Genomic DNA, 21,612 nt, shown 5'->3' with positions numbered 1-21,612 from the left:
GGAGACAAGACATGAAAGCCTTTACCCAACACACCGGCCTGGTCTGCCCACTCGATCGCGCCAATGTCGACACCGACCAGATCATTCCGAAGCAATTCTTGAAGTCGATCAAGCGCACCGGCTTCGGTCCCAACCTGTTCGACGAGTGGCGCTATTTGGATGTCGGTCAGCCGAACCAGGATTGCTCGCAGCGTCCGCTGAACAAGGACTTCGTGCTGAACTTCCCGCGTTATCAGGGCGCCAGCGTATTGCTGGCCCGCGAGAACTTCGGCTGTGGCTCCTCCCGTGAGCATGCGCCGTGGGCGCTGGACGAATATGGCTTCCGCGCCATCATCGCGCCGAGCTTCGCCGACATCTTCTACAACAACAGCTTCAAGAACGGCCTGTTGCCGATCGTGCTGGAAGAAGAGGAGGTGGACGAGCTGTTCCAGCAGGCCGAGGCGACCGAAGGCTACCAGCTGACCGTCGATCTGGCTGCGCAGACCGTTACCCGTCCGGACGGCAAGCAATACGGCTTCGAGGTCGATGCCTTCCGCAAGCACTGCCTGCTCAATGGTCTGGACGATATCGGCCTGACCCTGCAGGACGCCGAGGCCATCAAGGCCTTCGAAGTTCGCCACCAGCAGAGCCAGCCTTGGTTGTTCGGCGCGATCAAGTAGTCTGTACGACAAGCAGGGTGAGGTTCGGTCTCATCCTGCGAAAAGATCCTCGCAATGGCGCCCTGACTGCTCGGCGCCATCTGGCAACGCAAAAAAGCCGAGGCTGGTGCCGAACGAAAAACCAGGTGGGCTCAGCCCATCGGTACGCCCTGCCTCGATGTGACCTCTTATAAGGAATAGGAAATGTCCAAACAGATTCTGGTTCTCCCCGGCGATGGCATCGGCCCGGAAATCATGGCCGAGGCGGTCAAGGTGCTGCAGCTGGCCAGTGACAAGTTCGATCTGGGCTTCGAGCTGAGCTATGACGAGCTGGGTGGTGCGGCCGTAGACAAGTACGGTGTGCCGCTGGCCGACGAGACGCTGGAGCGCGCCCGCGCCGCTGACGCCATTCTGCTGGGCGCGGTCGGCGGGCCCAAGTGGGACACCATCGATCCGGCCATCCGTCCGGAGCGTGGTCTGCTGAAGATTCGTTCCCAGTTGGGCCTGTTCGGCAACCTGCGTCCGGCGCTGCTCTATCCGCAGTTGGCCGATGCCTCGTCGCTCAAGCCCGAAATCGTCGCCGGTCTGGATATCCTGATCGTGCGCGAGCTGACCGGTGGCATCTACTTCGGCCAGCCGCGCGAGAGCAAGGTGCTGGAGAACGGCGAGCGCATGGCGTACGACACGCTGCCGTACAGCGAGAGCGAGATCCGCCGCATCGCCAAGGTCGGTTTCGACATGGCCATGGTGCGCAACAAGAAGCTCTGCTCGGTGGACAAGGCGAACGTGCTGGCTTCCAGTCAGCTGTGGCGCGCGGTTGTCGAGGAAGTCGCCAAGGACTACCCGGAAGTCGAACTCAGCCATATGTATGTCGATAACGCGGCCATGCAGCTGGTGCGCGCGCCGAAGCAGTTCGACGTAATCGTCACCGACAACATGTTCGGCGACATCCTGTCGGACGAGGCCTCCATGCTCACCGGCTCGATCGGCATGCTGCCGTCCGCCTCGCTGGACGCTGGCAACAAAGGCATGTACGAGCCGTGCCATGGCTCGGCACCGGACATCGCCGGCAAAGGTATCGCCAACCCGTTGGCGACCATTCTTTCCGTTTCGATGATGCTGCGTTACAGCTTCAACCAGGTGGCGGCGGCCGATGCCATCGAACAGGCGGTAAGCGATGTGCTCGATCAGGGCCTGCGTACTGGCGACATCTGGTCCGAAGGTTGTAACAAAGTCGGTACTCAGGCGATGGGTGATGCAGTAGTCGCGGCCCTCGCGAAGTTGTAATCTTTCGGCCCGCCTTAATCTGCGCGGGCCACTTTTTCTATAGGTGTAGTTGCGATGAAACGTGTAGGTCTGATCGGTTGGCGCGGTATGGTCGGTTCCGTGCTCATGCAGCGGATGCTGGAAGAGCGGGACTTCGACCTGATCGAGCCTGTGTTCTTCACCACCTCCAACGTTGGCGGCCAGGGCCCCGATATTGGCAAGGAAACCGCTGCGCTGAAGGACGCCTACAGCATCGACGAGCTGAAAGGTCTCGATGTGATCCTGACCTGCCAGGGCGGCGACTACACCAACGAAGTCTTCCCCAAGCTGCGCGAAGCCGGCTGGCAGGGCTACTGGATCGACGCCGCCTCGGCGCTGCGCATGCAGGACGACGCGGTGATCGTGCTTGACCCGGTGAACCGCCGCGTGATCGACCAGCAGCTGGATGCCGGGACCAAGAACTATATCGGCGGCAACTGCACTGTCAGCCTGGCGCTGATGGGGCTGGGTGGCCTGTTCGAGGCCGGCCTGGTGGAGTGGATGAGTGCCATGACTTATCAGGCGGCGTCCGGTGCCGGCGCGCAGAACATGCGCGAGCTGATCAAGCAGATGGGTGCCATCAATGCGGCGGTGGCCGACGACCTGCTCAATCCCGCCAGCGCCATTCTCGACATCGACCGCAAGGTGGCCGAAACCCAGCGTAGCGAGGCCTTCCCGGTCGACAATTTCGGCGTGCCGCTGGCCGGCAGCCTGATCCCCTACATCGACAAGGAGCTGCCGAACGGGCAGAGCCGCGAGGAGTGGAAGGCACAGGCCGAAACCAACAAGATCCTTGGTCGCTTCAAGAACCCGATTCCGGTCGATGGTATCTGCGTACGTGTCGGGGCCATGCGTTGCCACAGTCAGGCGCTGACCATCAAGCTGAACAAGGATGTGCCGATCTCCGACATCGAGGGGCTGATCAGCCAGCACAACCCCTGGGTCAAGCTGGTGCCCAATCATCGCGACGCCAGCATGCAGGAGCTGAGCCCGGCGGCAGTGACCGGCACGCTGAGCGTTCCGGTCGGGCGCCTGCGCAAGCTGAACATGGGCTCGCATTATCTGGGCGCGTTCACCGTCGGCGATCAGCTTCTGTGGGGTGCCGCCGAGCCTTTGCGCCGCATGTTGCGTATCCTGCTGGAACGTTGATGAGCATTGCTTGAAGTGCCGAAACGCCGCGATTCGTCGCGGCGTTTTCGTCTGCGCAGCGCGCCGCTCGGCGGCGCTGCTTGCAGCGATCAGCCATTTCGCTACAGTGCCCGTCCTGATGCATGGAGAAGATGATGCCCTCGCTTGTCGGAGTTGCGGTTGTAGGAGCGGTCAGCCTGGTAGGTGAGGCCCTGGTCGAAGTGCTCGAAGAGCGTGGATTTCCACTTTCCGAGCTGCACTTGCTGGATAGCGGCGAGGGTATCGGCCACAGCGTGCCGTTCAAGGGACGTAACCTGCGCACCGGCGATGCGGATCGGTTCGATTTCACTCGCGTGCAATTGGTGTTTCTCGTCGGTGCGAGCGATATGGCCGCTCGATGCCGAGTCAGCGCGAAGGCCGCTGGATGCAGAGTCATCGATCTGTCCGCTACGGTCGCGGTCGAGCAGCAGCCTTGTCTGGTGCCGGAGGTCAATGGTGGCCGAGTCGAGGCGATCTCCGATTGCCGCTGCTTCAGCAGCCCGCTGCCGGAGTCGGTCGCGCTCGCGATTGCGTTGGCACCTATCCAGCAGCAGTTGGATCTGCAGCGCGTTACGGTTACGGCTTGCCTGCCGGTCTCCAGTCGCGGTAGTGCGGGTGTCAAGGAGCTTGCGCGGCAGACCAGCGAGCTGCTGAACGCGAGGCCGCTCGAACCTCGGGTATTTGGTCGGCAAATGGCTTTCAATATGCTCGCCCAGGTCGAGGAGCTTGACGGCGCCGGGCATGCCGATCAGGAGCGACGTGTGGCAGCAGAGCTTCGGCAGCTGCTGGGTCTTCCGAAATTGCAGGTTGCCGCAACCTTCATCCAGGTGCCGGTTTTCTTTGGCGAGAGTCTGGTGGTTTCTCTGCTGGGTGGCGCCGAAGCCGACATGCAATCGTTGACGGCAGCACTGGACGCGGCGCCCGGCATCGAACTGGTCGAGGCTGGTGACTATCCGACCGCGGTCGAGGATGCCGTGGGGCAGGACGTCATTCATGTCGGCCGGGTCCGCCAAGGCACCAGCGACCCGCGTGAAGTCAATTTGTGGATTGTGTCTGATAACGTGCGAAAAGGCGCGGCACTGAATGCTGTGCAGTCCGGTGAGTTGTTGATAAAAGACTATCTGTAAAAGATACTTACTGGAAATTCAAAGAATATTTCTAGCCGATGCGCTGAACGGCTTATCGCTGAAGGGGAGCCACCGTAAGGTGGCGCGGGCAGTGAAATAAGACCCTCTCGTAGTTCGAGAAAAAGATAAACAAGGGATTAAATAATGGTTCGGGTTCGCAATCTGGTGCTGGCAATCGCGGCTGCTACCGCGCTGACTACAGAAATGGCCCATGCGCTTGGGTTGGGAGAGGTCACGCTTCAGTCGTCTTTGAATCAACCGCTGATCGCCGAAATCGAGCTGCTCGATGCCAAAAACCTGGCACCGGGAGAGGTGATTCCGGTTCTCGCCTCGCTTGAGGAATTCAATCGTGCCGGTATTGATCGCCAGTACTTTCTGACCGACCTGAAGTTCACGCCCGTACTGCGTCCAAACGGAAAAAGTGTCATCCAGGTCTCGTCGAGCAAGCCGGTACGCGAGCCATATCTCAATTTTCTCGTAGAGGTCCTCTGGCCTAACGGTCGCCTGCTGCGCGAGTACACGCTGCTGCTGGACCCTCCGCTTTATTCGCCTGAAACTGCTGCCGCTGCTGCGCCGCAGTTGCCTATTTCTGCCCCTGCTCGCGCCGTCGAGCCCGTTCGCACCGCACCGCCTCGTCCGGCAGCCGCACCTGCGGCGCCTGCTACTGGCGTTTCCGTGGCAGCGCCAGCGCAGTCCGGTAGCGAATACAAGGTATCGGCTCGCGATACGCTGTGGGATATCGCGGAGCGTAATCGTCGTAACGGCACGGTCCATCAGACCATGCTGGCGATCCAGGATCTGAACCCTGATGCCTTCATCGGCGGCAATATCAATCGAATGAAGAGCGGGCAAGTGCTTCGTCTGCCTGATGCAGAGCAGATATCCCGCCGTTCGCAAGCTGAAGCGATCACCCAGGTCGCCGAGCAGAACGCTGCCTGGCGTCAGAGCCGAGGAGGCGCTGTAGCAGGTGCTCGTCAACTGGATGCGACCCGTCGCACCGAGGCCGGTGCTGCGCCCTCCCGTAGCGACTCCGGAGACAACCTCCGTCTTGTGGCTGCTGATGCCGGGAAGTCGACGGCGGGATCCGAAACCGGCTCTGCCGATGGTGGTAAGGCGCTTCGTGACAAGCTTGCGGTAACTCAGGAAAGCCTCGATTCCAGCCGGCGTGAGAATGACGAGCTGAAAGATCGGTTGAATGATCTGCAAGGGCAGCTGGAAAAACTGCAGCGGCTCATGCAGCTTAAAGATGATCAGCTGGCCAAACTGCAGGCGCAGCTCGGTGTGGAAGGGCAGGTTCCGGCCGCGTCCGGTGCCGAGAATGCCGGTCAGGCTGAGCCGTCTGCTGGCGCGCCGTCTGAAGGCGGTGCCGCTAACGAAAGCGCTGCACCTGATGAGCCGTCGGCTGGCTCGGGCACAGGTCAGCAAGACTCTGCGCCAGTCGCCGCGCCTGCCCCCGCTGAGCGTCCTGCGGCGGCGCAGCCGGCTGCCAAGCCCGCCGCGCCGGCCAGACCGGTCGCCCCCGCGGTAGAGCCTGAGCCTCGCGGGCTGATCGACGACCTGCTTTCGAACACCCTGCTGCTCGGCGTGGTCGGCGGTAGCGCACTGTTACTGCTGCTGTTGGGGCTCATGGCCTTGTCACGTCGTAACGCGATGAAGGAAGCCGAACTGCAGGAAAGCCTGTTGGCTGAAGAGGCTGTCGAAGACCTGCGCGTCGGAACGCCTGCTTTCGTCGATATCGGACAGGAGCATCCAGAGCCCGCCCCCTTTTCCGGCTCCGCCAGCACTGCGTCGGACGAGCTGACGTCTACCACTGGGGATGCCTTGGCCGAGGCTGACATCTATATCGCATATGGCCGCTTCAATCAGGCTGCCGAACTCTTGCAGAACGCGCTCAATGACGAGCCGCACCGACGCGACCTGCGCCTGAAGCTCATGGAGGTCTACGCAGAGCTTGGCAATCGCGATGGTTTCGCTCGTGAAGAAAGCGAACTGCGCGAAATCGGCGGGGCTGCCGGCGAAGTCGAGCAGCTCAAGCAGAAGTACCCGGCCATGGCCGCTGCGCTGGCAGGTTCGGCAGTTGCGGTTGCGGCTGCGGCTGCGGCTGCTCATAAGAATGTGGATAGCCTCAGTCTTGATGACCTGCAGCTTGACGAGCCTGTTGCGCCGGCTGCAGGGCAGGATCTGGATGATGCCTTCGACCTCAGCCTGGATGATCTGGATATCGATCTGAATAACGAGCGTCCTACGGCGGTACCGGCTGACGACTCGCTGAACTTCGATGACCTGATGCTGGATGAGACTCCTGTCGAGCGGAACGAGTCGCCAGCTACAAGTGACTTCTCTTTCGAACTCGATCAGGGCGAAAGCCTGCAGGAAACTTCGCAGGAGAATATCTCCGACTTCTCCTTCGATCTCGAGGCTGAGAAAAGCACGCCGGCCGATAGCGGGTTTTCGCTGACGCTCGACGACGAGCCGACCGAAGCACCCACGGCTTTCGATGCTGACGATCTCGATTTCGAACTGGCCGAGCCGGTCAACACGAACACGCCTGAGCAGTTGCCAGAAGATTTCGATATTTCCCTGGACGAGCCTGAGGTGGAAGCTCAACCCCAGAGTTTTGCCGAGCAGTTGAATGTGGTCGAAGCTGAGCTGGATGATCTGTCCAATGATCTGAGCGAACCAACTCCGGTGCCGGCTGCGACGAGCGCTGCAGACGGTGCGGACGATGACTTCGACTTCTTCTCCGATACCGATGAGACCACCACCAAGCTGGATCTTGCCCGCGCTTACATCGACATGGGGGATGCCGAAGGTGCTCGCGATATTCTGGACGAAGTGATTTCCGAGGGTAGCGACGTGCAACAGCAAGAGGCGCGCGAGATGCTCGCCAAACTAGCCTGATCATGAACCAAGCAGTACCCGAAACGGCAGCCGAAATGGCTGCCGTCGGCGTTTCCAGAATAGCTCTCGGTGTCGAATACAAAGGATCCCGTTATCGCGGGTTCCAACGCCAGCGCGCCGGTGTGCCTTCCATTCAGGAGTCGCTCGAGAATGCCTTGACCAGAGTCGCCGGTGGGCATCCCGTTACGCTCAGTTGCGCCGGCAGAACCGATGCGCTGGTGCATGCCAGCGGCCAGGTGGTGCATTTCGACACCCCGGTAGAACGGAGCATGCACGCCTGGGTAATGGGGGCGAACATGAACCTGCCGCCCGATATCAGCGTGACCTGGGCCAAGAAGATGCCCCCGCATTTTGATGCGCGTTTCAGTGCAATGGCCCGTCGTTACCGCTATGTGATCTATAACGATCAGATTCGGCCGGCGCATATGGCGGAAGAGGTCACCTGGAACCATCGCCCGCTGGATATCGAGCGGATGCGTGCCGCCGCGGCAGCGTTGGTTGGCACGCACGATTTCAGTGCGTTTCGTGCGCGGCAATGTCAGGCCAAGTCGCCGATCAAGACCATTCATCATCTCGAGTTGCTCCAGTTCGGACGGCTCATCGTGATCGACGTACGCGCGAACGCATTCCTTCATCACATGGTGCGTAATTTTGCCGGTGTGCTGATGACCATCGGGGCAGGCGAAAGGCCGGTGGAGTGGGCTGCGCAAGTGCTGGAGTCGCGAGTGCGACGCACAGGCGGCGTAACTGCTCATCCCTACGGCCTTTATCTGGTCGAGGTCGATTATCCGGCAGAGTTCGAACTACCTGAGCGCTACCTCGGTCCGCATTTTCTTTCCGGCTTGCCAGATGTGCGGCGCTGATGGGAGAGGCTCCGCAGCATTCGCTTGCAGCCGGCAGGTCTTTTGTTACCATCCGGTTTCCCTGTAGATAGGTAAGCTCCTTTGCCAGTCGTTCGCAGCAAGATTTGCGGCATAACCCGGATTGAAGATGCGCTGATCGCGGCCAAAGCCGGCGCCGATGCCATCGGGCTGGTTTTCTATGGCAAAAGCCCGCGTGCGGTCAGCCTGCAGCGGGCGCGCGAGATCGTTGCCGCGTTGCCCCCATTCGTCACGACGGTAGGTCTGTTCGTGAACGCCAGTCGCTGTGAAATCAACGAGATTCTCGACGCCGTTCCGCTGGATATGCTGCAGTTCCATGGCGATGAATCGCCGGCACAGTGCGAAGGGTTTCACCGGCCGTGGTACAAGGCGTTGAGAGTAGGCGGCGGAGAGGATATAGCCGCGCAGGTGGCGCTCTATGCCAACGCCAGTGGCATTCTCCTCGATACCTTTGTCGTCGGTGTTCCTGGGGGCACGGGAGAGTGCTTCGATTGGTCGTTGATTCCGCCAAACTTGTCCAAGCCGCTGATTCTGGCAGGAGGGTTGACGGCGGATAACGTCGAACAGGCCATTGCCCAGGTTCGACCGTACGCGGTGGATGTCAGCGGTGGGGTGGAGGCGAGCAAGGGCATCAAGGATGCCGTCAAGGTTGAAACCTTTGTCAGGCGTGTGCGCTCGGTCATGTGACGCCTGACCAGCCGGGGCCGTCCAGTAACGAGTCGCCGGTGGACCGGCACCGTTTCGCTGATTCATCTCCCCCACGGGCGGTAATCAGGTTTTTGCGGCTGCGCCTCCAGGCGCGTCCGATGAGCGATCAGGAGAGCAGCAAGCCTCCGATCGCAAAACGATCAATCTGCCTGCAGCGCGTGTGCGCTCGGGACTGAAGCTTTGGAGAACAAGAGCATGAGCAACTGGCTGGTAGACAAACTGATCCCTTCGATCATGCGCTCGGAGACGCAGAAGAGTTCGGTACCCGAAGGCCTCTGGCACAAATGCCCCTCCTGCGAGGCGGTACTGTACCGCCCCGAGCTGGAGAAGACCCTCGATGTATGCCCCAAGTGCCAGCATCACATGCGCATCGATGCGCGTACCCGACTCGACATCTTCCTCGATGCCGACGGCCGCGAAGAGATCGCTGCGGAGCTTGAGCCGGTCGACCGTCTGAAGTTCCGCGACAGCAAGAAGTATAAGGATCGTCTGTCTGCAGCGCAGAAGCAGACGGGGGAGAAGGACGCTCTGATCGCCATGAGCGGCAAGGTCCTCAACGTTCCGGTAGTGGCTTGCGCATTCGAGTTTTCCTTTATGGGCGGCTCCATGGGTGCAATCGTGGGCGAGCGCTTCGTGCGTGCCGCTAACGTCGCTCTGGAAAAGCGCTGCCCGCTGGTGTGCTTCTCCGCCTCGGGCGGCGCACGCATGCAGGAGGCGCTGATCTCGCTGATGCAGATGGCCAAGACCTCCGCGGTCCTGGCACGCATGCGCGAGGAAGGCTTGCCGTTCATTTCCGTGCTGACCGATCCGGTCTACGGCGGCGTTTCCGCCAGCCTGGCGATGCTTGGTGACGTGATCGTAGCGGAGCCTAAGGCCCTGATCGGCTTCGCGGGTCCGCGAGTAATCGAGCAGACTGTGCGCGAGAAACTGCCGGAAGGCTTCCAGCGCAGCGAGTTTCTGCTTGAACACGGTGCGATCGATCTGATCATTCCCCGTGCCGAGTTGCGTAGCCGCCTCGCTCGCCTCTTGGCCCAGATGCAGAAACTGCCGACGCCGGTAGAGACATCTCAGGTAACGGCCAAGGCATGACCAGCCGGAGCCTGGCCGACTGGCTCGCCTACCTGGAACAGTTGCACCCGACCGCCATCGACATGGGCCTCGATAGGGTGCGCGCGGTGGCGGCCAGGATGGCCATGACACGGCCGGCCCCTCTGGTGGTCACGGTCACTGGCACTAACGGCAAGGGCTCCACCTGTGCCTTCATCGCCTCGTTGCTGAATGCTCAGGGGCTGAAAGTTGGCAGCTACAGCTCCCCCCACCTGTTGCGCTACAACGAGCGTGTCCTGCTGAGTGGTCGTGAAGCGAGCGACGCAGAGCTTTGCGAAGCGTTTGCCGTGGTCGAAGCGGCTCGTGGCGAGATTTCCCTTACCTATTTCGAAATGGGCACGCTGGCGGCGTTCTGGCTGTTCGAGCGTGCCGGGCTGGATGCCGTAGTGTTGGAGGTGGGGCTCGGCGGGCGGCTGGATGCCGTCAATATCGTCGATGCCGATCTGGCCGTGATCACCAACATCGGCCTGGATCATGCCGACTGGCTGGGCAATAGCCGCGAGAGCGTCGCGTACGAGAAGGCCGGTATCCTCCGCGAGGGCAAGCCCGCGCTCTGTGGTGACCTGGATCCACCACAGCCATTGCTGGACCACGCCAATTCACTGAGTGCCCCCCTGCTGCTGCGCGGGCGAGATTTCGATCTGGCGATGGGGGCAGGGGATTGGCATTGGCGGGGTGTCGACGCCGCTGGAGCGCCGCTGGAACTACACGGCTTGCCGCTGCTCACCTTGCCAATGGAGAACGCGGCGTTAGCGTTGCAGGCCTACGCAATGCTCGGTCTGCCGTGGGACCCGGCAAGGCTGGCCCGCGCGCTTCTGCAGACACGGGTCGTGGGGCGTCTCGATAGCCGACAGGTCGTCTGGAATGGTCGGCGGATTGCGCTGTTGCTGGACGTTGGCCATAACCCGCATGCAGCAGCTTTTCTCGCGCAACGTCTCGAACAACGGCCTGTCGCTGGGACAAGACTGGCGGTCTTCGGGTTGCTGGCAGACAAAGACCTGGCGGGCGTGCTCGATGCCCTGGTGCCATCGATTTCGGATTGGGCGGTGGCCCCGTTGCCTACGCCGCGGACGCAATCGGCTACACAGTTGGCTGCCGCGCTGCTTGAGCGCGGTGCATCGGTCAGCGAGTATGCAACTATCGAGCAAGCACTCGAGGCTCAGTGCGCCAGGGCGGAATCGGTCGACGAGATACTGGTTTTCGGTTCGTTCTACTGCGTGGCCGCGGCACTTGAGTGGCTGGAACAACAGGTAGGGGATGGTGGACATGGCACTGCTGGATAAAGGATTGCTGCAACGCATGGTCGGCGCGCTGGTGCTTATTGCGATCGCGGTCATATTCGTGCCGATGCTGTTCAATCGGCAGGACGACCTGCGGCATGTCACCGTTGATGCGCCCAGCATTCCAGCTGCACCAGTGGTGGCGGAGATCGAAATGGAGCCGGTCGACGTTCCGGAACCGCAGTCCGTACCCGAAGGCTTCGAGATCATCGAAGAAGGCGCCGAGCCGGACGCCGCGCCGCCTGCCGTCGCATCGGCTCCAGCACCCATCGAGCCCGTCGCGCCTGTCGCGCCTGTCGCGCCGACAGCCTCCGCGCCAGCGACGCCCGAGCAGCCAGCACCAGCGAAGACCGAGCCACCGGTTGCGGAGCCGCGGCTCGACAACAATAACCTGCCTGTCAGCTGGTCGATTCAGCTGGCCAGCCTGTCGAATCGGGCCAGCGCGGAGAGTCTGCAGCAGACGTTGCGCTCCCAGGGCTACAACGCCTACATCCGCACGGCGGACGGCATGAATCGTGTGTTTGTCGGGCCGCTCGTGGAGCGCAGCGAAGCGAACAGGCTTCGCGATGTGTTGCAGCGCCAGCAGAAGCTGGACGGTTTCGTGGTGCGCTTCAAACCTGAAGGAAGCTGACTCGCTGAGCGGCTGGTCAGGCAGCGGATGGCCAGCCGCAGTTGTCCTCTCATCGCCGGGTCACTGGCGCGTACCCCTGGCGCTTGCGCTCTGCTAAAATGCGCCGCCTTTTCCTCCTTGCAGAAAACATCGTGGCATTCACCTGGGTCGATTGGGCCATCATCGCCGTCATTGCCGTTTCCAGCCTGATCAGCCTGAAGCGCGGCTTCGTCAAGGAGGCGCTTTCGCTGCTGACCTGGATCATCGCTGGCGTGGTTGCCTGGATGTTTGGTGGTGCGTTGTCCCACCACCTCGCTGAGTACATCAGCACACCGTCGGCCCAGGTGATCGCGGCCTGCGCGCTGTTGTTCGTGGCGACCCTGCTGGTCGGAGCGCTGGTGAATTTTCTGATCGGCGAGCTGATCAGGGTGACCGGTCTGTCGGGGACCGATCGGTTCCTCGGCATGGTATTCGGTGCTGCGCGAGGTGGCCTCTTGATCGTGGTGCTCGCCGGCTTGCTGAGCCTCGGACCGGTGGAGCAGGACCTGTGGTGGCGCGAATCGGCATTATTGCCACACTTTCTCCTGATCGCCGATTGGTCGAAGAACCTGATTCTCGGATTCAGCGGGCAATGGTTCGCTGGTTCGCTCAACCCGCCGGGTTGAGGTCTTTCGTTTACGGATGCTCGGCCTGCCGCGGTATCCGGTCTGCCTGTAATAACTGAGAGGTTCCTTGCATGTGTGGCATTGTCGGCATCGTCGGTAAGTCGAACGTCAATCAGGCGCTGTATGACGCGCTTACCGTACTGCAGCACCGCGGCCAGGACGCAGCCGGTATCGTGACCAGCCACGATGGGCGGCTGTTTCTGCGCAAGGACAACGGCCTGGTGCGCGATGTGTTCCAGCAACGCCACATGCAGCGCCTGGTCGGCAACATGGGCATCGGTCATATCCGCTATCCCACGGCTGGTAGTTCGAGCTCGGCCGAAGCGCAGCCGTTCTATGTGAACTCGCCGTACGGCATCACGCTTGCGCATAACGGCAACCTGACCAACGTCGACCAGCTGACCAAGGAAATCTACGAGTCGGACCTGCGCCACGTGAACACCAGCTCCGACTCGGAGGTGCTGCTCAACGTGTTCGCCCACGAACTGGCCGTGCGCGGCAAGCTGCAGCCGACCGAAGAGGACGTTTTCGCCGCCGTCAGCAAGGTCCACGAGCGTTGCCGCGGTGGCTACGCCGTGGTGGCGATGGTGACCGGTTATGGCATCGTCGGGTTCCGCGACCCGAATGCAATTCGCCCGATCGTTTTCGGCCAGCGCCACACCGACGAAGGCGTCGAGTACATGATCGCTTCGGAAAGCGTGTCGCTCGATGTGCTCGGCTTCACCCTGATTCGCGACCTGGCGCCTGGCGAGGCGGTGTACATCACAACCGACGGCAAGTTGTTCACCCGTCAGTGCGCCGATGCACCGAAGCTTGCGCCCTGCATCTTCGAGTACGTCTACCTGGCGCGTTCCGACTCCCTGATGGACGGGGTTTCGGTGTACAAGGCTCGTCTGCGCATGGGCGAGAAGCTGGCCGACAAGATTCTGCGCGAGCGCCCGGACCACGGCATCGACGTGGTCATCCCGATTCCGGATACCAGCCGCACCGCGGCGCTGGAGCTGGCCAATCGGCTCGGTGTGAAATTCCGCGAAGGCTTCGTCAAGAATCGCTACATCGGCCGCACTTTCATCATGCCCGGACAGGCGGCGCGCAAGAAGTCGGTGCGCCAGAAGCTCAATGCCATCGATCTGGAGTTTCGTGGCAAGAACGTCATGCTGGTGGATGACTCCATCGTGCGCGGCACCACCTGCAAGCAGATCATCCAGATGGCTCGCGAAGCCGGCGCGAAGAACGTCTACTTCTGTTCGGCGGCGCCGGCGGTGCGTTACCCCAACGTCTATGGCATCGACATGCCCAGCGCCCACGAGCTGATCGCCCACAACCGAACCACCGAGGAGGTGGCCGAGCTGATCGGGGCCGACTGGTTGGTCTATCAGGATCTCGAGGATCTGATCGATGCGGTGGGTGGCGGCAAGGTGAAGATCGAGAACTTCGATTGCGCGGTGTTCGACGGTAACTACATCACCGGCGACATCGACGAGGCCTATCTGCACAAGATCGAACAGGCGCGCAATGACCTGAGCAAGGCCAAGACCAATGCCGTCAGCGCGATCATCGATCTGTACAACAACTGATTCATGCCGGCACGCCAAGCGGTGCCGGCTGAGGTAAGACTATGACCATCGAATGGGAAGCCGGACGGCTGGATAGCGAGCTCGACGGGGTCGGCCTCGACACCCTGGCCGTGCGCGCTGGTCAGCGCCGTACGCCGGAAGCCGAGCATGGCGAGCCGCTGTTCTTCACGTCCAGCTACGTGTTCCGCAGCGCCGCCGATGCGGCCGCGCGTTTTGCCGGTGATGTACCGGGCAATGTCTATTCGCGCTATACCAACCCGACAGTGCGGGCCTTCGAAGAGCGTATCGCTGCGCTGGAAGGTGCCGAGCAGGCGGTCGCCACTGCCTCAGGAATGGCAGCGATCCTCGCCACGGTGATGAGCCTGTGTTCGGCGGGCGACCATGTGCTGGTATCGCGCAGCGTGTTCGGGGCCACCGTCTCGCTGTTCGAGAAGTACTTCAAGCGCTTCGGGGTGCAGGTCGATTACGTCCCGCTCACCGACTTCGCCGCATGGGAATCGGCGTTCAAGGAAAACACCAAGCTGGTATTCGTCGAATCGCCGTCCAATCCGCTGGCTGAGCTGGTGGACATCGCCGCGCTGGCGCACCTCTGCCACGGCAAGGGCGCCATGCTGGCGGTGGACAACTGTTTCTGCACGCCGGTGCTGCAGCAGCCGCTGAAACTGGGGGCCGATATCGTCATCCACTCGGCGACCAAGTACATCGACGGTCAGGGCCGCTGCCTTGGCGGTGTGGTTGCCGGGCGCAGCGAGCAGATGAAGGAAATCGTCGGCTTCCTGCGTACCGCCGGGCCGACGCTCAGCCCGTTCAATGCCTGGGTGTTTCTCAAGGGGCTGGAAACCCTGCGCCTGCGCATGCAAGCTCATTGTGCCAGCGCTCAGATACTGGCCGAATGGCTGGAACAGCAGCCGGGCGTCGAGCGGGTGTTCTACGCTGGCCTGCCGAGCCATCCGCAGCACGAGCTGGCCAAGCGGCAGCAGAAGGGCTTCGGCGCGGTGCTGAGTTTCGAGGTGGTCGGAGGGAAGGAGGGCGCCTGGCGTTTCATCGACGCCACCCGGCTGATTTCGATCACCGCCAACCTGGGCGACAGCAAGACCACCATCACCCATCCCGGCTCGACCACCCATGGTCGACTTTCGGCCGAGGATCGCGCGACGGCGGGCATCCGCGATAGCCTGATCCGCGTCGCGGTTGGGCTGGAAGATGTCGACGATCTCAAGGCCGATCTGGCCCGCGGATTGGCCGCGCTCTGAGCCAATGATTTTCTCAGCGGCAGCCGTTGGGCTTCCGCTGAGGGTTGTCTCATCTCCCGCAGGAGCGTTCAACGTTACCAGGCATCGTCGTTACTGACGTAGATCGATGGCCGGCGCGGGCTCGCCTCGACCATCGAACAGCTGGGTGGGGTTGGCCGGAAGGATGGTCGGACTGGCCGAATCGGTCTCGATCACCCGGATGTCGCTGTACTTCTTCCCCGAAAGCGCGGCAAGGCCGGCGCGATCGCGAATAACCGTGGGCCGCAGGAACACCATCAGGTTGCGCTTGATGTGGGTTTCCTGGGTCGAGCGGAACAGCCCTCCAAGCAGTGGGATGTCCCCAAGCAGCGGTACCTTGGAATTGGTACGGGTGACATCGTCCTGAATCAGGCCGCCAAGCACGATCACCTGACCATCCTCGGCGAGGATGGTGCTTTTGATTGCGCGCTTGTTGGTCACCAGGTCGACCGCCTGGGCGGTCAGGCTGGCGCTGGGGGCGATGGAGGAAATCTCCTGCTCGATCTGCAGGCGCAGGGTCGCGCCTTCGTTGATGTGTGGCGTGACCTTCAGCGTGACGCCGATATCCTGGCGCTCGATGGTGGTGAAGGGGTTGTTAGCGCCCGCCGCGTCGGTGGTGTACGAGCCGGTCTGGAACGGGACGTTCTGGCCGACTAGGATTTCCGCTTCCTGGTTGTCCAGGGTTAGCAGGCTCGGCGTCGAGAGCAGGTTGCTCTTGCTGTTGGACGACAGTGCAGTGATCAGCGCGCCGAAGCTGCGCGTGCCGACGCCGATGATGGCGCCGTCGGGCAGGTTGTTGGGAATTTCATTTTCGTTGATCGCATTGAGCACGCTGCCGACGGAAATGCCGGTGTTGCCGAAATTGACCCCGCCCGCGCCACCCGTGCTGCCGCGCGCATCGATGGCCCACTGCACGCCCAGGGCATCGGTAATGTCACCGGACACCTCGACGATTGCCGCCTCGACCATGACCTGGGCGCGTGGAATGTCCAGCTGTCGGACGATGCTTTCCATGGTGCCGATCAGCTCCGGGTCGGCGAGCAGTACCAGTGCGTTCAGGCTCTCATCGGCACGGATGAGGATGTTCTGTGGGCGGCTGGTGGTGGCTTCGCCGCCTTCGGGGCTCTTCAGACCTTCCGATATGTCGCCCAGGGTCTCGGCCAGGGACTTGGCGTCGTTGTGGCGCAGCCGGATGACGCGCGTGTTGGCCGAGCGTGTGGTGGGCGTGTCGAGGGTCTGCGCGAGCGCCGCGAGCTTGCTGCGCGCCTCGCTGGGGCCGATGAAGATCAGGCGGTTGGTGCGTGAGTCGGCGATGATCTGCACGCCGGCAGTGGACTTCGCTTCGCCGCGTACCAGTGAGTTGCGCAGGACCTCGGCTATGTCCACCGCCCAGCCGTGCTGCAGGTTCAGCACGCCGTAATCGTTGCTTTCGGCTCGGTCGAGCTGGCGCACCAGATCCTGGATACGAGCGATGTTGGCGCTGCGGTCGCTGATGATCAGTGCGTTTGCCGAAGATACGGCCGCGAGGTGACCGTACTGCGGCACCAGGGGGCGGATCAGCGGAATGAGTTCCGCAGCTGAGGTGTGCTGCACCTGGATAACCCGTGTTTCCAGCTGATCGCCACCGCTCGGGCCGCTGCCGGCCTCGGCCTTGGCTTCGGCATTGGGCACTACCCGTGCGACATCACCCTGGGTGAGCACGCTGAATCCATGGGTGGCCATGACGGAGAGGAAGAGCTGATACACCTCGCTCAGCGACAGCGTGGCGTTGGACACCACGCTGACCTGGCCCTTCACGCGCGGATCGACGATGAACGTCTGGCCGCTGAGCTGGCTGATCTGATCGATGAAGGCGCGTATGTCGGCGTCCTTGAGATTGATCGTCCAGCCATCTTGGCGAGTATTGCTGGGCTCGATGCCGGGTTCGGCGGCCAGCAGGGGCAGGGGGGCGGCCAGCAGGCTGGTGGCGATTAGGGCAAGCAACGGGCGCGAAAAAGGCTTCGACATCGGTCAATCGTCTTCCATGGGCTGGTCGTTGGAGGGTGCGGCATCCGGCTGGTTCACGGCTTCTTCCAGCTGCTGGCGCAGGGCGTCCATCTGTTGCTGCATCTGCTGTGTCTCCTCGTCCTGCGGTTCGGCATAGGGGACCTCATCCTGATAGGACACGTCGGCCGGCTCGTCCGGAATGTAGCTTGGCGAGCGCACCTGTGGGAAATGGAGCACCTCGACGGTACCGTTGCGCAGCAATTCGACGCGATCAGGGAACACCCGATGCAGGCTGACGCCGCTGCTGAGTTCCTCGCCTTGCCAGTACAGCCGCGGTGGCTGGCCATCGACCTGGACGATGGCGCTGGAGCGCTGCGGCTCGGCATGGACGAAACTGCCGCGTAGTGTGAATCCGCTCGCCGCTGCGGTTGGCGTATAGGTTTCGGAGGCGGCGGTGGTGCCAAAGAGGATTTCAAGTCGCTGCATGTCGGGCCTGCCCAGGCTGGCGGCCTGATCTTCATAAAGGTCGGCAGGTGCCGGGGCACGGGTCAACTGGACCCATTGCTCGATCTGGGTCGCCAGATAGAAAGCGAACAGGCAGAGAAGCACGGCGCTGAAAAACAAAGGGACGTAGCGGCGGTAACTGTGAAGTTTTCCCGGCAGTGGCAAGCGAAATACTCCGTGGCGCTTTTGTTGTTCGGTTCCCTGTACGCAGGTTGCCTCTGTCAGGCGTTACAGCATTTCTAGAACACTTTCGGCACTGGCGCAGCGAATTTGCCGGCACGTGCGACGACTCGATGATGGGCCGCCAAGATTACAAAGCGAGGTGGCAGCTCCTGTTGACCACGGTTCAGTAAAAAAAATTCAATGCTGTTGTTGACTTAGCTTAGGGGGGTGAGTAAATTGCGCGCCTCGCAAGGCGATCGGCTGATTAGCTCAGCTGGGAGAGCACCTGCATCACACGCAGGGGGTCGGCGGTTCGATCCCGTCATCAGCCACCAACCTTTGTGAGATTACGGACGAAAGTCCGGCCGACGCGCAGCGGTAGTTCAGTCGGTTAGAATACCGGCCTGTCACGCCGGGGGTCGCGGGTTCGAGTCCCGTCCGCTGCGCCATACATCGCCACCTTTCGACTGAAGGTGGAACAAGGAAAGCTGCCAAGGGCAGTTTTTTTTGTGCCCGCTGCTTGGCCCTTGGAAGTCAACACGAATGCCGCTTCGTAGGAGGCGGCTGCAACGTCGTCGCCCTTCATTCCTGTTCCAGCATTTCATCCGATAGCCACCGCCGCGGCCCCGTACCGCTATTACCGGCCGAGTCGTTCGGATTGGCGAGCTTGCAATGCTGCAGCGAGAGACAACCACAACCGATGCAGTGGTCCAAATCCATGTCGAGTCGTTGCAGTTCATTGATGCGCTGCGCGACCTGCTGCTTCCAGCCGCGAGAAAGCGCCTGCCAATCATCGTTGGTTGGCAGTTTGTCGGTGGGAAGGCGCGCAAGCTGCTTGCCGATCTCATCGAGCGAATAGCCTATCTTCTGCGCGAAGATGATGAAGGCCACTCGGCGTAGCGTCGAGCGTGGGAAGAATCGCCGGCTGCTGCCTTGACGCGAAGAGCTGATCAATCCGAGCGATTCGTAATAGCGAAGTGCAGACGCCGCCACGCCGCTGCGTTTGGTGATTTCACCGATCGGTAGCAAAGGATCCTTCTTGAACGCTTGTCCAGGCATCCGTTGGTCTCCCTGATTCGACAGACGAAGGTACGTTTGGGCTGGGGAAGAGCAGGGCATCGCCAAGATCGAGAGCCCGTGTCGGGCTATTTACGGAAAACTGGCAATGCGTGTCATGGCGGCAAATCATCCAAACAGAAGCGGGTACAGCGACAGCACCAGCATTATCGCCATCGATACGTTGAATACCCGAAGGTGTCGCAGGTCGGTCAACCAACGGCGTAGGGCCGTGCCGAACGTAACCCAGACCGTCACGCTAGGGGCGTTCACCAGCGCGAACAGCAGGGCGAGCACCACGACCGCCTGCATGCCGCCCCCGGTGGGCAAATACGCCGTGATGGCCCCGATTGCCATGATCCATGCCTTCGGATTGACCCATTGAAAGCCTGCTGCTTTCCAGAACCCGAACGGCCGGCCATTGGGTGAAGCGTCCTGCATCGGCGCGGCCGTCGCGATCTGCCAGGCCAGGTACAGCAGGTAAGCGCCGCCCACGATGCGCAACGCGGCGTACAGCGAGGGATAGTCCTCGAAAAGGCGCCCCAGCCCCGCGCCCACTCCCACCACCATCACACCGAAGCCGATACTGATCCCTAGGACATGGGGCAGGCTGCGTACGAACCCGTAGTTCACCCCGGAGGCCAGCAGCATGGTGTTGTTCGGGCCCGGGGTGATGGAGGTCACGAAGGCGTAGGTGATGAAGGCAAGCAGGGTCTCTGGCGGCATGGGTCCTCCGGTGCTGTCGACTGGCAGCGGTGTGCTTTCGGCTGGCAGGCATGAGCCAGGAAGTTTCTGCCATCGGGTAACCGTGATCCATGTACAGCCGTCATCGAATCGACCCGGTCAGTGGTCCCGCGGCCCTTGTGATTGCGGGTGACGGTGGGGCTCAAGGTTCAAGCTCTCCGTTGCTCCCGGTCGGGGCTGTGCCACGTCATGTCGATATGGGTTTTCCCGCCTTGCGACGTGATGAACCCGAGGCGCTCGTAGAAGCGCCTTGCCGCCACGTTCGTCCTGAAGACGCTGAGCTCGATGGGCATATCACGCGCGGCCGCCTTCGCCTGGAGCTGGACCAAGAGGCGAGTACCGACCCCGCGGCCTTGAAGCACAGGCAGTAGAGCAATGTTGCGCAGGTAGATCCGCTCTGCTTGATCCTGTACCTGCAGGTAGCCCGTGAGCTCGTTGTCCACTTGCAGCACCCAGGTGCTGGCTGTGGCCATCTCTTCGAGGAAGTTGGCGCGTTGCCAGCGCTCGTCCCATCCCCAGATCCGGGCGATGTGGGGCAGGAACACGGCCCGGTGGATCTCGAACAGCTCGAGCAGATCACTGCAGGCGGCTCGACGAAGTCCCACCCGACTCATTTGTGGCAACGAACAGCTGTGCAATGGGCCATGCGTGTCTGCTTCACTCTGGTCGATCGTGGTGCCCGGCCTTCCTGGGCCCTGCCCAGCGCCAGCGGAGTCGGTATGGCGGTGGTCTGTGTAGCCGACCGGTTTGCCTGCATCCAACGAGAGCTCATTGAAAAGGCACATGGGCTTCTGGTCCTGTTCTGCGCGGAGTTGAAGGTGTCGTCATGAGCGAGCGACAGACGCAACGAACTCTAGAAGTTCAAGCGAACTTGAGGTCAATAGAGGGAGCGATGTTTTTCGGGTACTGGGTCTATGAGACCGAGTGCCATCGCTTCGCGGCGGAGGTGGCAATGGCTCGCAATGGAATTCCGTCCATGGCTCAATGCAGGCATGGTGAGCATCGCCCCAAGCTCTGATGCGCGGCAGCTGACGGTCAATGCGCCGCGCGCCTGCCGAGAAGGCCGAGGTCATCTCGACGTGACGCTGATCGGCATGCCATTGATCCATGCCCGAGGGCGCGTGAGTTAGTCGGTGCTTTCCGGCACGTAGATCATGCGTCCATCGTTCAGTTGGTAAGTGACGCCGGCCTTGGAGCCTTGCCCCTCGCCGATCTCGCCGCTGGAGTGGTACTGCTTCAGTTCCTTTCCGTCCTTGATCAGCATGCGCATGTTCGCTTCGCCCGGATTCTCGACGACCACGACCTTGTCTTGGCTGAACGGGTTGAGGGGGTTCTGCACGATGACGATGAGCAGGATCCCGATCACCACCAGAAAGAGGTCGATGAGGTTGACGACCGAAAGCAGTGGGTCGTCTTCATCGTCATGGTCGAGAAAACGCATCAGTTCTGCTCTCCCATGCGCTCGATGGCACGCAGCTCCTGAAGCAGCCAGCGGCGGCGCACGGTGAGCACGAAGAACGCGATGCTCGATGCGATCAATGCCAGGATCACGGCCGAAAAGGCGATCACCAGATTTTCACCGATGCCCTTGGCGTCGCTCTCCGTCAGCGCCAGCAGGGCAGGACCCATGGGGATCATGGTGGCCACGAGCCCCAGCATCGGAGCGCTGCGCGATGTCACCCGCAGCCATTCCAGGCGCTGCATGATCCACAGCTCGAGATCGTCACTGGTGCCGCCATGGACGCGCTGATGTGCGGCCAGCGCCGAGCGGTAGCGGCCGGCGCGGCGCTGCCAGGCCTCCATGACAAAACTGCCCAGCGCGAGAAACGCATAGGCCAGTGCCGCCAGGATGAGCAGCAGAACGGGTGCGAGAAATACTCGGGTAAGTTCGTACAGACTGGACTCAAGGATGTTCATCAGATT

General features: G+C 61.7%; 20 protein-coding genes and 2 tRNA genes. 15 read left to right on the top strand and 7 right to left on the bottom strand.

Going from position 1 to position 21,612, the window contains the following annotated elements:
* The first annotated feature begins 11 nt into the window (after window positions 1-11).
* From leuD to ACVRRC_RS17315, 13 genes are all read left to right on the top strand, one after another.
* A complete protein-coding gene (gene leuD, locus ACVRRC_RS17375) occupies window positions 12-659 on the top strand; it encodes a 3-isopropylmalate dehydratase small subunit (protein ID WP_472997290.1) in 648 nt (215 codons plus the stop codon).
* Between the two features lie 183 nt (window positions 660-842).
* Window positions 843-1,925 (top strand): 3-isopropylmalate dehydrogenase, encoded by a 1,083-nt coding sequence (gene leuB, locus ACVRRC_RS17370; RefSeq protein ID WP_013982518.1) that lies wholly within the window; start codon window positions 843-845, stop codon window positions 1,923-1,925.
* 54 nt (window positions 1,926-1,979) lie between these two features.
* Window positions 1,980-3,092 carry an aspartate-semialdehyde dehydrogenase gene (asd, locus tag ACVRRC_RS17365; protein WP_013982519.1) on the top strand — a complete coding sequence of 371 codons (1,113 nt, stop codon included), beginning with the start codon at window positions 1,980-1,982 and terminating at the stop codon, window positions 3,090-3,092.
* Between the two features lie 134 nt (window positions 3,093-3,226).
* Window positions 3,227-4,237, top strand: a complete 1,011-nt coding sequence (locus tag ACVRRC_RS17360) for an aspartate-semialdehyde dehydrogenase (RefSeq protein WP_049324431.1) — start codon at window positions 3,227-3,229, stop codon at window positions 4,235-4,237.
* Between the two features lie 144 nt (window positions 4,238-4,381).
* Window positions 4,382-7,138: a motility hub landmark protein FimV gene (locus tag ACVRRC_RS17355; RefSeq protein ID WP_472997289.1), complete on the top strand. Its 2,757-nt coding sequence runs from the start codon at window positions 4,382-4,384 to the stop codon at window positions 7,136-7,138.
* Window positions 7,139-7,140: 2 nt separating this feature from the next.
* Window positions 7,141-8,001, top strand: a complete 861-nt coding sequence (truA, locus tag ACVRRC_RS17350; RefSeq protein WP_011912931.1) for a tRNA pseudouridine(38-40) synthase TruA — start codon at window positions 7,141-7,143, stop codon at window positions 7,999-8,001.
* Window positions 8,002-8,082: 81 nt separating this feature from the next.
* On the top strand, window positions 8,083-8,706 hold the full coding sequence (locus tag ACVRRC_RS17345; protein WP_472997288.1) for a phosphoribosylanthranilate isomerase: 624 nt from the start codon (window positions 8,083-8,085) through the stop codon (window positions 8,704-8,706).
* Between the two features lie 216 nt (window positions 8,707-8,922).
* A complete protein-coding gene (gene accD, locus ACVRRC_RS17340) occupies window positions 8,923-9,816 on the top strand; it encodes an acetyl-CoA carboxylase, carboxyltransferase subunit beta (protein WP_017245300.1) in 894 nt (297 codons plus the stop codon).
* Window positions 9,813-11,117 carry a bifunctional tetrahydrofolate synthase/dihydrofolate synthase gene (folC, locus tag ACVRRC_RS17335; protein WP_041755454.1) on the top strand — a complete coding sequence of 435 codons (1,305 nt, stop codon included), beginning with the start codon at window positions 9,813-9,815 and terminating at the stop codon, window positions 11,115-11,117. The genes accD and folC overlap by 4 nt, the downstream gene beginning before the upstream one ends.
* Window positions 11,092-11,745 (top strand): SPOR domain-containing protein, encoded by a 654-nt coding sequence (locus ACVRRC_RS17330; protein ID WP_079328727.1) that lies wholly within the window; start codon window positions 11,092-11,094, stop codon window positions 11,743-11,745. The genes folC and ACVRRC_RS17330 overlap by 26 nt, the downstream gene beginning before the upstream one ends.
* Before the next feature lie 98 nt (window positions 11,746-11,843).
* Window positions 11,844-12,389, top strand: coding sequence for a CvpA family protein (locus tag ACVRRC_RS17325; protein WP_017245303.1), 546 nt, complete (start codon window positions 11,844-11,846; stop codon window positions 12,387-12,389).
* Between the two features lie 71 nt (window positions 12,390-12,460).
* Entirely contained in the window at window positions 12,461-13,966 is a 1,506-nt protein-coding gene (purF, locus tag ACVRRC_RS17320; RefSeq protein WP_013982531.1) for an amidophosphoribosyltransferase, read from the top strand.
* 41 nt (window positions 13,967-14,007) lie between these two features.
* The gene (locus tag ACVRRC_RS17315) at window positions 14,008-15,219 is read left to right on the top strand and encodes an O-succinylhomoserine sulfhydrylase (RefSeq protein ID WP_014596456.1); all 1,212 of its coding nucleotides are present in this window, start codon (window positions 14,008-14,010) and stop codon (window positions 15,217-15,219) included.
* Window positions 15,220-15,309: 90 nt separating this feature from the next.
* Here ACVRRC_RS17315 and gspD read toward each other — a convergent pair whose 3' ends face one another.
* Window positions 15,310-17,244, bottom strand: a complete 1,935-nt coding sequence (gene gspD / locus ACVRRC_RS17310; protein WP_011912939.1) for a type II secretion system secretin GspD — start codon at window positions 17,242-17,244, stop codon at window positions 15,310-15,312.
* Window positions 17,245-17,247: 3 nt separating this feature from the next.
* Window positions 17,248-17,892, bottom strand: a complete 645-nt coding sequence (locus tag ACVRRC_RS17305; RefSeq protein WP_011912940.1) for a type II secretion system protein N — start codon at window positions 17,890-17,892, stop codon at window positions 17,248-17,250.
* A gap of 256 nt (window positions 17,893-18,148) precedes the next feature.
* Here ACVRRC_RS17305 and ACVRRC_RS17300 point away from each other — a divergent pair.
* Window positions 18,149-18,224 (top strand) — tRNA-Val (locus ACVRRC_RS17300).
* 37 nt (window positions 18,225-18,261) lie between these two features.
* Window positions 18,262-18,338, top strand: a tRNA-Asp gene (locus tag ACVRRC_RS17295).
* Window positions 18,339-18,471: 133 nt separating this feature from the next.
* On the opposite strand, the gene soxR is transcribed toward ACVRRC_RS17295, so the two are convergent.
* The 5 genes from soxR to ACVRRC_RS17270 all read right to left on the bottom strand — a co-directional run bounded on the left by soxR (window position 18,472) and on the right by ACVRRC_RS17270 (window position 21,606).
* The gene (gene soxR / locus ACVRRC_RS17290; protein WP_279646463.1) at window positions 18,472-18,948 is read right to left on the bottom strand and encodes a redox-sensitive transcriptional activator SoxR; all 477 of its coding nucleotides are present in this window, start codon (window positions 18,946-18,948) and stop codon (window positions 18,472-18,474) included.
* Window positions 18,949-19,074: 126 nt separating this feature from the next.
* Window positions 19,075-19,671: a LysE family translocator gene (locus ACVRRC_RS17285; protein WP_279646464.1), complete on the bottom strand. Its 597-nt coding sequence runs from the start codon at window positions 19,669-19,671 to the stop codon at window positions 19,075-19,077.
* Between the two features lie 167 nt (window positions 19,672-19,838).
* Complete coding sequence (locus ACVRRC_RS17280; protein ID WP_472997286.1) at window positions 19,839-20,474, bottom strand: GNAT family N-acetyltransferase; 636 nt, start codon at window positions 20,472-20,474, stop codon at window positions 19,839-19,841.
* A gap of 341 nt (window positions 20,475-20,815) precedes the next feature.
* Window positions 20,816-21,130, bottom strand: a complete 315-nt coding sequence (locus ACVRRC_RS17275; protein WP_011912945.1) for a DUF2149 domain-containing protein — start codon at window positions 21,128-21,130, stop codon at window positions 20,816-20,818.
* On the bottom strand, window positions 21,130-21,606 hold the full coding sequence (locus ACVRRC_RS17270) for a MotA/TolQ/ExbB proton channel family protein (protein ID WP_014596463.1): 477 nt from the start codon (window positions 21,604-21,606) through the stop codon (window positions 21,130-21,132). Before ACVRRC_RS17270 ends, ACVRRC_RS17275 begins: the two co-directional genes overlap by 1 nt.
* Between the last annotated feature and the right edge of the window lie 6 nt (window positions 21,607-21,612).

This window comes from Stutzerimonas sp. LR2, from assembly GCF_055755175.1.
This window is presented reverse-complemented; position numbering and strand designations above follow the sequence as displayed.